Below are 12,638 nucleotides of genomic sequence, written 5' to 3' on the forward strand. Positions count from 1 at the left end.
CAGCGCGCAAATTCGGCCTTGACTATTTATCAATGATAAGTTTGATGACATCACTTATCAGTGATAAATTTTAACCCGGACCGATTGTCTGTTTCCATGACAAGCAAATTCGCCTTGCCCCTCATACTGGGCGTCGTGGTCCTGGATGCCATCGGCATCGGCCTGGTCATGCCGGTCTTGCCCGAGCTCTTGCGCACTCTCGTCCATACCGATGCGGTAGCCGGACATTATGGTGTGCTGTTGGCGATCTATGCCCTGATGCAGTTTCTGTGCTCACCCGCCCTCGGGGCCCTGTCGGACCGTTTCGGCCGCCGCCCGGTGCTGCTTGCTTCGCTGGCGGGCGCGACCATCGACTACGCTATCATGGCGACGGCACCCGTCCTGTGGGTGCTCTATGTCGGCCGCGCCGTTGCGGGCATCACCGGCGCAACGGCGGCCGTGGCTGGCGCTGCGATCGCCGACATCACGCCGGAATGTCGGCGTGCACGGCGCTTCGGCCTGATGAGCGCATTCTTCGGCCTCGGCCTGGTGGGAGGCCCGGCCCTCGGCGGCCTGCTCGGGGGCTTTTCCCCGCATGCCCCCTTCCTGATGGCGGCCATCCTGAACGGCCTGAACGGCCTGCTTGCTCTGTTGCTTCTGCCTGAAACCCATCGAGGCGAGCGTCGGCCCCTCTCCGGGGCTGCCTTCAATCCGATTGCCTCCTTCCGTTGGGTGCATGGCCTGCCGGTGGTGATGGCCCTGATGGCGGTGTTCTTCGTCATGCAACTGGTCGGCCAAGTGCCTGGGTCGATCTGGGTCCTGTTCGGTGAAAGCCGCTTCCATTGGGATACGAGCACGGTGGGGCTGTCCCTGGCCGCCTTCGGCATTCTCCACGCCATCGCCCAGGGGTTCATGACCGGCCCATTGGCCCAGCGGCTCGGCGAAAATCGCGCCGTCATCCTCGGCATGTCCGCCGACGCGCTCGGCTATGTGCTGCTGGCCTTCGCCTCGCAAAGCTGGATGGCTTTCGCCATCATGATCCCCCTGGCGGCAGGGGGCATCGGCGCCCCCGCCCTGCAGGCGATGTTGTCGCGGGAGGTTGGCGAGAACCATCAAGGCCAGTTGCAGGGATCGCTGTCTGCCCTTACCAGCCTGACGTCCATCATTGGCCCCTTGCTCTTCACCGCGATCTATGTCGCCTCCCTGGCGTCCTGGAGCGGCTGGGCCTGGCTGGTGGGTGCCCTGCTCTATCTGCTGTGTCCCCCGTTCCTGAAACGATCGACTCAGGCCAAGGCTTGAGCAATCGAGTTCGTGCGGGCGGCGCGATGCGGCCTTGCCGCGCTCTCGGAATCCTGCGGCGTTTCGCTGCCGGCGGCATATTCCGCTTGGTTCCCGCGAGGCCTGAATTCTATTGTCAGACGAACCGATTCGATCCAGGACAAGGCGTGCATCAAGGTAAGAGCATCACGCCATAACCGTTTGTTTTTAAATGTCTTTGCGATTTCCGATAGATTCGTCAAATCGCAGAGCGTTATGGCGGAGCGACCATGCATCTATCCATGTGGACCTATCCCTGGGACATCCAGGACCAGGGGCTGGCTGGCACCGTCGCGGATCTGAGGGAGCGCGCCGGGCTCAATACGATCTCGCTGGCGACATCCTATCACGCCGGCCGCTTCCTGCAGCCACGCAGCCCTGTTGGAAAAGCCTACTTCCCCGAGGACGGCACGGTCTATTTCAGGCCGGATGAACGGCTCTGGCAGGACAAGGAAATCCGGCCGCTGATGGCGCAAAACCTCGCCGAGCGCGGCGACATGCTGGCAGCCCTGGTGGAGCAGCGCGCCCTTGGCGGTCCACGCGTCTCCTGCTGGACGGTGTGCCTGCACAATACCAGGCTTGGCATGCTCCATCCCGGCCATGTCACACGCAATGCCTTCGGCAACCCCAATTACTACAATCTCTGCCCGTCGAGTCCGGCTGCGCGCGGCTATGTGGTGACCTTGGTCGAGGACGTCACGCGCAACTACAAGCCGGATATGCTGGAGCTCGAAAGCCCGAACTTCATGGGGTTTGCGCATGAATACCACCATGAGAAGGACGGCGTCGGCCTGAATGCAGAGGATGACTTCCTGCTGTCGCTGTGCTTTTGCGAGCATTGCCTGGCAAGGGCCTCTCGCGCCGGCGTCGACGGGCGAGCGGCGAGCGAGACCGTGCGGCGCTTCATCGCCGACCTCTGTGAACGCGAAATCCCGGAGCGGCAATTTCCCGATTTTCCGGCTGCCGGCATCGATGCCTTCAAACCCTGGCGAGATCTGCATGCCTTCCTGGCCTGGCGCAGCGAACCGGTGACCAGCCTGATCCGCGAGATCCGGCAAAAGGCCGATCCCGCCACCAAGCTCGTGCTGATCGACCTCAAGGATGGCTGGCTCGGCGGCGTAGACCATGCCGCCGTGGGCGAGATATGCGACGGCCTCATCCTGTGCTGCTACGACATGACGCCCGCCGAGATCGGCGAGGTGCTCGCTGCCGGCCGCAAGGCCCTGCCCCCCGGCAAGTTCCTAGGTGCCGGCTTCCGGGTGTTCTATCCGGAGAACCGCGGTGCCGCCGACCTGGTCGCGCGGGTGGAGGCGGCCGTAGCCGCTGGTGCCGAAGGCATCAATTTCTACAATTACGGCCTGATACCGGCGAAAAGGCTCGATTGGGTTCGCGCTGCCGTCACTGCCATCGCGTCGAAAGACGGCACGACTTAGAGCACCTTGCCCGGCCGCTCGCCCGTCTGGCGGCCCTCGGCAACCACGGTCCCCCCATTCACCCAGACATGGGAAATGCCGGTCGGCAATTGCGTCGAGTTCTCGAAGGTCGCCCGGTCGGTGATGGCGTCCTCGAACAGCACGAGATCGGCGGCGAGCCCCGGGCGGACCAGGCCGCGATCGGCGAGCTGGAAGCGCTGCGCGGCCACCGAGGTCATGCGGCGCACGGCATCCTCCAGGCTGAACCAGTCCTTGTCGCGCCGGAGCGGCCCGGCAATGCGCGGGAAGGTGCCGAAGGCGCGCGGATGCGGCTTGGAACCCGGGCGCGGCAGGCCATCGGAGCCCGCCATGTAGAGGCGATGGCAGCAGGCGGCATGCAGATCGTCTTCGTCGAGCTGGAACAGGATGATGCCGGTCTGGCCGTCGTCCTCCTCGATGAAGCGCAGCATCAGGTCGAAAGGCGTGACGCCGAGCTCACCCGCCGCTTTCTCCATGTCGAGGCCTTCCAGATGCTTGAGCTCGGCGCTGCCGACGGCGGATAGGCGGACATTGCCCCAGCCGATCAGCGATACCTTGCTCTGGCCATGAAAAGCCGGGCCGCCATGTTCGACCCATTCGCGGAGGGGGGCGAGCTTTTCGGGATCGGCGAGCCGGGCCTTGAGGCCGTCGAGCCCGCCATCCATGGCGGCGGGCGGCAGCAATTGCAGGAGCCAGGTGCTGCCGGCCGGATAGGGATACATGTCGAAGCTGATGTCGATGCCCTCGCAGCGCATGCCTTCGAGAAGTTCGATCGCCGCGGGAATCTGGCCCCAGTTCGGCCGTCCGGCCGATTGCAGATGCGACAGCAGGCCCGCCGAACCGGAATGCCTGAGAATGCCGCCGAACTCGCGGATGGCGTCCATCAGGCCAGCCTCGTAGGAACGGACATGGGCTGCGAGCACCTTGCCGCGGCTACGCACGGTGTCCCCCAGCGCGAAGAGTTCGTCCTCTTCGGCAAAGGCGCTCGGCGGATAGACGAGACCGAGCGACAGGCCTGCGGCGCCCTGGTCGAGTTGCGTGGCGAGCAGCGCGCACATCGCCTCGATCTCAGCCGAGCTTGCCGGGCGGCGCTCATGTCCCATCACTGCAAGGCGCAGCGCGGCATGGCCGACGAGCGACACCAGGTTGAGCGCGATACCCTCCCCGGTCAGTGCCCGGCGATAGCCGTCGAGGTCGGCGAAGATCTCGCTGTCAAGGGTCTCGCCGAGCAGGCCAGAGAAATGCAGCCGCAGGTTCTCGCGTGAAGCCGGCATGGCCGGATAGAGCGAGAAGGAACAATTGCCGACCACGATACTGGTGACGCCCTGCAGCGCCTTTTCGGGCCGGTTCCGCTCGCGCAGGAAGATGAGGTCGTCATGGCAATGAGCATCGATGAAACCGGGTGCGAGATAGCGCTCGGCCGCATCGACGATCGTGGCGCCGTCATCAGCCTTGAGGTCCTGGCCGATGCGGGCAATGGCACCGCCCGAAACCAGCACGTCGCCACGATACCAGGGGGCTCCCGTGCCGTCGATGATGCGCGCGCCCCGGATGAGTGTATCGGCCATGACGCCTGGTCCTTTCTGGAGCAAGGAGCGTTGGGAAGAAACGCCACCTTGCCTATGCCCTTTGCCTCGACGTGTTTACGCCTCTTGGCGATTCCGCCAAATCGCAAAACGCTTCAATCCTCGATCGGTTCGGCCACCTGCATCAGGCAGTCACCGGCCTGGCTGTCGCAATGCAGCCGATGTGAAATCACGATGCCGCCCTCGGCGAAGCGGAGGGCTTCCTCGGGCTGTTCCAGGCGTTCGAGATCGTGATACCAGCCGGCAAGGTCGCCGGCCGCAACCCGAGCCCCGAGCTCGACGGCCGGCTCGAACCAGCCGCGGTGCGTGGCATAGATGCCCTGGCTATGGCGCGAAAGCGACAGCAGCTGCAAGCCAGGCTTGGCGGTGACATCGCCACCCAGCAAGGGACGGTCGATGATGCCGAGCGCCAGCATCAGATTGTCGATCGCTCGTGCCGTGAACGCCATGCTGGCCGGCGTCACCGTGCCGCCGCCGCCGAATTCGCCGCTGAGGCCGATGATGCCAGCCCGCATGGCGGCGCCCATGGATGTCGGCGAGCGCGAACCATTATCCGCGATGAAGGCATGGCTGGGCGCCATCGCCCTGAGCAGGGCCTTGGCGCGGGTGGAGCGCTCCGCGTCCGGCTGGCGCTCGATCAGGGCGCAGTGGAGATGCGCCATGGAGGTGCCGCCGGAATGAATGTCGAGCAGCACCTCGTGGCGCGGGAACAGTTCATGCTCGAGGAAATAGGCGAGCCGGGCGGTCGGCGTTCCCAAGGGATCGCCGGGAAAGGCTCGGTTGAGATTGCCGCCGTCGAAGGGCGAGCACCGCCTGGCCGCCATCACGGCCGGAAGATTGGCCGCCGGCAGGACGGTGACGCTGCCGCGCATCGCCGCGGGATCGAGACGGCGCATGAGGCGCGCCAACTGCAGTTCGCCCTCATATTCATCGCCATGATTGCCGGCCATCAGGAGGAGGCTCGGCCCCGGCCCGTTCCGAACCCGCAGGATCGGTATCCTGATCTGGTAATAGGGCGAACGATCGACGGAATAGGGAATGCTCAGATAGCCGCTCTGGCGGCCATCGGCGTCGAAATCGAGGGTATGGGCGAGGCCGCTATGCATGGCGGAGTGCTTTCTACAGGGCCGCGATGGCCGTCATCTCGACCCGCAGGTCCGGATCGGCGAGCCGGGCCTCGACGCAGGCGCGCGCCGGCGGATTGGCCGGGTCGATCCAGGCATCATAGACGCCGTTCATGGCGTCGAAGTCGACGATGGCCGGCAGGAAGACATTGACGGCCAGAAGGCGCGAGCGGTCCGTGCCGGCTTCCGTGAGCAGGGCGTCGATCTTGGAAAGCACGTCCAGCGTCTGGGCTTCGATGCCGGCCTTGCGGTCATCTGCGACCTGGCCGGCAATATGGACGAGACCGGCATAGCTGACGGCCTGGCTCATGCGCGAGCCCTTCTGATATCGCATGATCATTTTATCGTAATCCTTTGTAAGATTTTAAAAATATGAACCCTTCGAGGCTCTAGCCGAAGGAGGTGGCGAAAGCGCCGATCACCGTGCCATCGACATCGAGTCCGTAGACCAAGGCATGCCGGTCGAGGCAGGTGCAGGGATGCGACAGGCCGAACTCGATGACATCGCCGATGCGCAGATCCCCACCGCCGGTCGTGACGAAGGCGTGCTGGTCGTTGAGCCGGGCAACCGCCGCCGCATTGAGGGCGCCGATACGGCGTCCCTCGCGATAGAGCGCCAATGGACGAGGCAGCCCCTGATCGATGGCGACGTCGCGCAGGCCCATGCCGCAGATCGCCAGGTCAGGCTCGGGGCGTGACAGAACCTCAGCCCATACGCGCAGAACCGGCTTGAAGCCCCTGGAAGCGCTGATGGTTTCTCCGGAGAGTTCAAAACCGGATCGGCCATCCAGGGCGGCGAGCCCGCGCTCATAGACGCCGTGATCGTGAAAGAAGATCGCGCCGCTGCGCAAGACCAGCGTCGTGGCGGCATCTCCCTTATAGGCCGGCCCGAGGCCCGCGATGACCCGGTCGAAGAACACCGAGCCGCCGGCCGTCAGGATCAGCGGCCGTTCCGTTCCGACACGATTCCGGACGAGGTGGTGGGTCTCGACCGTCAGGGCCATCAATTCGTCGATGCGGCGGATGCTTTCCTCCGGATCCGCCGTCGCCGCGGCGCCCTCATAGGCACCGATGCCGCCCAGTCTGATGCCTGCATTCTCACCGGCGAGGATCGCATCGAGAATGGCCTGTGCGGCCTCGATCGTCCTTGCTCCGGCCCGTCCGGCACCGACCTCCAGCAGCAAGCCGAGGGGTGGCAGGTCATCCCGCGCCTGCCAGATCTCCAGCAGGCTGTCAGCCAATTCGGCCGAGTCGACGAAAACATGCATCTGCGCCTGCGGATGCCCGGCGAGCAAGGCCGCAAGCCGCCGAGCAGCGGCCTTGCCCCCAGTCTCATTGGCCAGGATCAGCCGATCGAAACCGGCCTTGAGCAGGACCGAAGCCTGGCGGATATCGGCGACCGTCATACCCCAGGCTCCGGCCTCGACCAGTTCCTTGGCGATATCAGTCGACATCGGCGTCTTGGCATGAGGGGCGATGGCGACGCCATGGTCGCGGACATAGCGCATCATCAAAGCGACATTGCCATCGAAGGCCGGGCGGTCGAGCGACATCAGCGGCAGCGACATGGTGCCGTCATAAGGCTTCCAGCCCTGCCGGCCGATTTCGGCGAGCGGCAAGGGAGCATGGCCGGCGGGAAAGCCGCGCATGCGGTCATCGATGGCATCGAGGGAAAGATGAAGGTCGGACATGGATCAGGTTTCGCTGGTAGCAGCTTTATCGAGGCCGAGGCGGTAGACCCGGTCGGCGGTGGCAAAGAAGAGATCCCGCTGTTCATCCGCGCTGCATTCGGAGGCAACGGTTCGAAAGGCCTCGTAGACCTCCGCGAAGCTGGCATGCAGCCCGGCAACCGGGAAATCGCTGGCGAACATGGCACGCCCCGGACCGAAACAGGCGATGCAGTGTTCGATCACCGGCCTCAGGCTGTCGAGGCTCCAGTCATTGTCATAGGCGACGAGATCCGAGATCTTGACGAGGACATTGTCGGCTTGCCCCAAAGCTTGCAGGCCCCGCCGCCACAGCGCCATGCCCTCCGGACTGCGGTCGGCCGGGCTGCCACAATGGTCGAGCACGAAGATCGTATCGGGAAAATCTGCAACCAGACGCAGGGCTTCCGTCATTTGCCAGGGAAACAGCATGAGGTCGAAGGACAGGCCGAGCCGCGTCGCCTGGCGCAGGCCGTCGCGCCAGCGCGGATCGCCCATCAGGTCCTTCGAGCGGGCAAAGCTCTTGGCGGGTTCGGGGTGCCAGCTGACGATATCCCGGATGCCGACGACCAGGTCGTTTGCCGCTTCCGCCTCCAGCAGCACCGCAGCGTCGGGACGATCGAGTGGCACGCGAGCCACGATGCGCCGCGCCACGCCGGAACGCCTATCGAGGCTTTCGAGCCAGCGGCTTTCCTCTAAGGGGTATTCGGAAGACCAGCCCGCTTCGACATGCACGGTGGCGACGATGTTCTGACCGGCGGCATCGGCGCGATAGTCGGCGACGCCGTAGTCGCGGCGGATCGGCGCCAGGCTGCCGAACACCATTTCCCTTTCTTCCCGTTCCGGCGGGCGCAGCCAGGGGTGGCGCCCCAGCGACAGATCCCAGAGGTGATGATGCGGGTCGATCACCGGCCCGCCATAGAGAGCGGTCATCGGCGCGCCTCACGCCCCGAGATCAGCAGCAGGGCCAGAATGAGCGAGCCGAACATGATCGAGCGCCAGCCAGGCGAGGCGTTCACCACCGTGATCAGCGCCGTGGTGGTCACCAGCAGGATGGCGCCCGGGATGGTGCCGGCATAGCTGCCCTTGCCGCCGAGAATGGAGGTGCCGCCGAGCACCACCGCGGCGATCGACATCAGCAGATAGGGATCGCCGATGCCGACATAGCCCTGCCGGTTCATGCCGAGGATCAGCGTGCCGGCGAGCCCTGCAAAGAAGCCGGACAGAGCATAGAGCAGCAGCGTGTTTCTGACGACGCTCACGCCCGACAGCCGCGCCGCCACCGGATTGGCCCCAAGGGCCAGGAAACGCACGCCCATCGGCATGCGATGCAGCAGGACGAGCACCGCGACGGAGACGAGGATCCACAGGATGATGCCGGCGGGAATGCCCAGCGGCCGCGCTGAGCCCAGCCAGATCACGGCCTTGTTGGTGACGGAAACCGCGCTGCCGCCGGCGACGATCACCAGCAGGCCCTGCAGGAAGGTCGCCATCGCCAGGGTCATGATGATCGGCGGTACGCGCAGGAAGGCGGCACCGGCGCCGTTCACCAGGCCGATACCGGTGGCTATCGCCAAGGCGCCGACGATGCCGATCAGTCCGGTGGCGTCCCAGCCCGGCGAGATCAGCGGCAGCATGATCGCGGTGACGGTGATCACGGCCCCGACCGAGAGGTCGATGCCGCCCATGATGATCACCAAGGTCTGCCCCGCCGCGACGATGCCGATCACGGCGGCCAGTTCCAGGAGATAGCGCAGATGGCCATAGGCGCCGAAGCCGCGCAGGCTGAAGCTGGCGACGAGCCAGACCAGCGCCACCAGGATCAAGGTGAGCAGCGCCGGGTTCCTGAAAAGCCCCCTGACGGCGGTGGACAGGCTGCTCATTTCGTCCTCCAGCGCGCGGAGAGTTCGGGAATGGCCACGGCCCCGACGATGATCAGGCCCTGGGCGACATATTGGGCGACCGGGGGGAAGCCGAGGAAGAACATCACGTTGATCATCACCGAGAGCAGCAGGCTGCCGCAGATGGCGCCACGCATGGTGCCTTTGCCGCCGAGAAAGCCGACGCCGCCCAGCACCGCTCCGGCGATCGAATTCAGCGTGAAGGGATTGCCGATGACGGGGTCGCCCGATCCGGTCTGGGCCGCCACGAAGAGGCCGGCGAGGACGGCGAGCAGGCCGGAGACGGCGAAGGAAATCACCTTCACCCTTTCCACCGGCACGCCCGAGCGATAGGCGCCGACCGGATTGTCGCCGGCGGCATAGATGCTGAGGCCCGTCGGCGTGGCCAGGAACAGCTTCCAGGCCACCAGCACGATGAGAAGCAGGATGAAGGCCGTCGGTCCGTCACCCGCCAGGAATTCGGAGAACCAGGGCGGCACGAAGCCACCGGGCCGCGGCAGGATCAGCAGGGCCACGCCGGTGATGATGAAGGAACCGGCGAGCGTGACGATGATGGCCGGCAGGCGCAGATAGGCGACGATCACGCCGATCAGGCTGCCGATCGCCAGCCCGGCCAGGGCCACCAGCAGGATGCCGCCGACCGAGCCCGCCGGCCCACCCATGGTCGTGGCGGCGATCACGGCGCCGAGGCTTACCATCGGCCCGACCGCCAGGGTGATGCCGCCATTCAGCATCAGCAGGGCCTGCGCCATGGTGACCAAAGCGAGCGGGAACCAGTTCTGGGTGAATTTGGAAAAGCCACCGAGGCTCAGAATGCCGGGAAACAGCCAGGCATAGAGCAGCAGGAAGACGGCGACGACCACGTAGAGACCGCCGAGGCCGCGATTGCGGCGGCGCTGGACTGCCCAATAGAGGTTGGATGAGAAGACAGTGCCGCTCATGCCGCGACCTCCCGGTTGGAGACGCCCATGGCGGAGCCGACGATGGCTTCCTCGGAAATGGCACCGCCCTCGAGCGCGGACACCGCCCGCCCCTCGCTGAACACCACCACCCGGTCGCACAGATGCACGAGTTCGGGCGTATCCGAGCTCAACAGGATCACCAGCTTGCCGTCGGCGGCAAAGCCCTGGAGCATCAGATAGATCTCCCGCTTGGTCTCGATATCGACGCCGCGCGTGGGATCGTTGAGCAGCAGCACCGAAGGATCGAGCGGCAGCCATTTGGCCAATGCCACCTTCTGCTGGTTGCCGCCGGACAGGGCCTGGACCGGACGTTCGGTGTCGCCCTTGATGGTGAGGCGCCTGGCAAGCTCCGCGACCAGCGAGCGTTCGCGGCCGCTGTCCCGCAGCCCGCGCCGCGCCTGCAGGTCGAGCGAAGGCAGCAACAGGTTGGAGGCGATGGAATGGGGCAGGATCAGCCCCTCCTTCTTGCGGTCGGCGGGCACATAGGCAAGGCCCGCGTCGTTGGCGGCCCCCACCGTGGTGAACAGGCCCGACCTGCCGCATAGATGGGCGCTGCGAGCCGAAGCAGGCAGGGCGCCATAGAGCCCAAGCAGGAAATCCTCCTGGCCCTGCCCCACCAGGCCGCCAATACCGACGATCTCGCCCGAGCGGGCGACGAAATCGACGTCACGCACCATGCCGGCGGAAAAGCCACGGAGATGGATGCGTTCCTCGCCGATGGAGCGCTGCGTCCTGGCCGGGAAGAGACCGCCGGCCTCGCGTCCCACCATCAGGCGCACCAGGCCCTCGGCGTCGACGCCGGCGAGCGGCTGGTCGGCGGTGACAACACCGTCCTTCAGAACGGTGACATGCGAGCACAGGGCCCGCACTTCATTGAGGCGATGCGAGATGTAGAGAAGCGCCAGCCCTTCTTCGCACAACCTGCCGATCAATCCCGCCAGGATGCCGGCCTCATGGCCCGACAGCGAGGAAGTCGGCTCGTCCAGGATCAGCACGCGCGGGCGGCGAAAGAGCGCCTTGGCAATCTCCACCATCTGGCGGCGGCCGAGCGCAAGGTCGCCGACCAGGGTGTCGGGCGCTTCCGTCAGGCCGACAAGGCCACAGACCTCCACGACCCTCCGCTGCAGTTCCTGGTAGTCCACCAGGCCGAAACGGCGGGGATAGGCGCCGAGGCCGATATTCTCGGCGATGGAAAGCTCCGGCGTGAGGCTGAGTTCCTGCTGCACCACCGCGATCCCGGCCTTGCGGGCGAGATCGGGGCTGAAACGCGAGAGGGACTTGCCGTCGAGCACGATCTCGCCGCCGTCCGGTGCCAGGGCACCGGACAACAGGTTGATCAGGGTCGACTTGCCGGCGCCGTTCTCGCCCAGCAGGGCATGGACCCGGCCCGGGCGCAACGTGATGCTGACACCCTTCAGTACCGGATTGCCGTAGAAGCCCTTCAGGACCTGGCGGGCTTCCAGCAAAGGCGGACGATCGCTCATGAAACAAACTCTCCGTGCGAACCTCGACGTCTACTGCGCCAGCAGCTTGTCGAAGAGCGCCCGGTCATAGTCGGAGTAGATGTAGCCATCCGCCGGGAACTTGTCGGCGCGGGCGAGATAGGAGTCGATATTGCTGTCGTCGATCACCGGCAGCGGCACCTTGACCTCGGCCGGGATGGTCTTGCCCTGCAAGGCCTGGACCGCCGCATAGACCGAGAAGGCACCGAGCCAATTGGGCTGCATGGTGCCCCAGCCCTTCAGCTTCTTCTCCTTCCACAGTTCCAGGAACTGGCGGGCGTTCTCGCCGGTGGTCGGTACCTGGTCGCGGCCCTGGCGGTCGAAGGCGAGCACCGAGCCGGCCGACAGGGCGCCCCCGAGCGACAGCACCCCGTCGATCTGCGGATTGGCGAAGAGCAGGCTGGTCATCGCTTCCTGGGCCGGTGCGACATTGTATTCGGTGTTGGTCTCGGTGATGATTTCAAGACCCTTATTGGCGTCGAGCACAGGCTGGGCACCCTTGCGGCGATCGTCGCTGACCGAGACGCCGGCCGGGCCGTTCATGATGATGATCTTGCCCTTGCCGCCGAGCTGTTTGACCATCCATTCGGCGGCCTGCTTGCCCCATTCGAGCGAATCCGTGTTGATCTTGGCGGTAAGGTTGTCGGTGTCGACGAGGCTGTCGAAATTCATCACGGCAATGCCCTTGGCGCAGGCATCGGAGACGACGCGATCGAGCGCCGTGGACGAACCGGCCTCGACGATGATGGCATCGAGGTTGGCATCGATCATCGACTGGATCTGCTGGATCTGGGTCTGGGCATTGCCCTGGGCATCGGTGATCATCAGGTCCTTGACCAGCCCCTCCTTCTTGAGCGCGTCGACTTCGCTGACGATGGTGCCTTCCGTCTGCTTCATCCAGGTCGGCACGGAGTAGATGTTGGCCCAGCCGATGCGATAAGGCGCCTTGCGATCGCCTTTGACGCAATTCGAGGCAGCCTGAGCCACGCCGGCCGTGGCCGCGAAGGCCAGTACAGCGAGCCCTACTCCCGCCATCAAGGCGCGCCGATCGGTAAGCTTCCGCAGCAAAGAAGTCTTGATCATGTCGTTCCCCTCTTGCGAGCCAGCGGG

General features: G+C 65.3%; 11 protein-coding genes. 2 read left to right on the forward strand and 9 right to left on the reverse strand.

All coding sequences use genetic code 11. The features are described from left to right. Positions 1-96 precede the first annotated feature (96 nt). Positions 97-1,278, forward strand: coding sequence for a Tet(A)/Tet(B)/Tet(C) family tetracycline efflux MFS transporter (gene tet, locus ACTJKX_RS06115; protein WP_440724689.1), 1,182 nt, complete (start codon positions 97-99; stop codon positions 1,276-1,278). Between the two features lie 248 nt (positions 1,279-1,526). Then, positions 1,527-2,729: a hypothetical protein gene (locus ACTJKX_RS06120; protein WP_440724690.1), complete on the forward strand. Its 1,203-nt coding sequence runs from the start codon at positions 1,527-1,529 to the stop codon at positions 2,727-2,729. Here ACTJKX_RS06120 and ACTJKX_RS06125 read toward each other — a convergent pair. From ACTJKX_RS06125 to ACTJKX_RS06165, 9 genes are all read right to left on the reverse strand, one after another. Then, entirely contained in the window at positions 2,726-4,315 is a 1,590-nt protein-coding gene (locus tag ACTJKX_RS06125; RefSeq protein WP_440724691.1) for an N-acyl-D-amino-acid deacylase family protein, read from the reverse strand. The two genes, ACTJKX_RS06120 and ACTJKX_RS06125, sit on opposite strands and share 4 nt — an antisense overlap. Positions 4,316-4,428: 113 nt before the next feature. Continuing rightward, positions 4,429-5,439, reverse strand: a complete 1,011-nt coding sequence (locus tag ACTJKX_RS06130) for a succinylglutamate desuccinylase/aspartoacylase family protein (RefSeq protein ID WP_440724692.1) — start codon at positions 5,437-5,439, stop codon at positions 4,429-4,431. A 13-nt stretch (positions 5,440-5,452) separates the two neighbouring features. Continuing rightward, entirely contained in the window at positions 5,453-5,797 is a 345-nt protein-coding gene (locus ACTJKX_RS06135; RefSeq protein ID WP_440724693.1) for a RidA family protein, read from the reverse strand. 49 nt (positions 5,798-5,846) lie between these two features. Next, positions 5,847-7,148: an alanine racemase gene (locus ACTJKX_RS06140; protein WP_440724694.1), complete on the reverse strand. Its 1,302-nt coding sequence runs from the start codon at positions 7,146-7,148 to the stop codon at positions 5,847-5,849. Positions 7,149-7,151: 3 nt separating this feature from the next. Next, positions 7,152-8,096, reverse strand: coding sequence for an amidohydrolase family protein (locus ACTJKX_RS06145; RefSeq protein ID WP_440724695.1), 945 nt, complete (start codon positions 8,094-8,096; stop codon positions 7,152-7,154). After that, entirely contained in the window at positions 8,093-9,046 is a 954-nt protein-coding gene (locus tag ACTJKX_RS06150) for an ABC transporter permease (RefSeq protein WP_440724696.1), read from the reverse strand. Before ACTJKX_RS06150 ends, ACTJKX_RS06145 begins: the two co-directional genes overlap by 4 nt. Continuing rightward, a complete protein-coding gene (locus tag ACTJKX_RS06155) occupies positions 9,043-10,005 on the reverse strand; it encodes an ABC transporter permease (RefSeq protein ID WP_440724697.1) in 963 nt (320 codons plus the stop codon). The genes ACTJKX_RS06150 and ACTJKX_RS06155 overlap by 4 nt, the downstream gene beginning before the upstream one ends. After that, complete coding sequence (locus ACTJKX_RS06160; protein WP_440724698.1) at positions 10,002-11,510, reverse strand: sugar ABC transporter ATP-binding protein; 1,509 nt, start codon at positions 11,508-11,510, stop codon at positions 10,002-10,004. Before ACTJKX_RS06160 ends, ACTJKX_RS06155 begins: the two co-directional genes overlap by 4 nt. Before the next feature lie 30 nt (positions 11,511-11,540). Beyond that, positions 11,541-12,611 (reverse strand): ABC transporter substrate-binding protein, encoded by a 1,071-nt coding sequence (locus tag ACTJKX_RS06165; RefSeq protein ID WP_440724699.1) that lies wholly within the window; start codon positions 12,609-12,611, stop codon positions 11,541-11,543. Positions 12,612-12,638 lie beyond the last annotated feature (27 nt).

Source organism: Labrys sp. 22185, from assembly GCF_052045555.1.
Taxonomy (GTDB): domain Bacteria; phylum Pseudomonadota; class Alphaproteobacteria; order Rhizobiales; family Labraceae; genus Labrys; species Labrys neptuniae.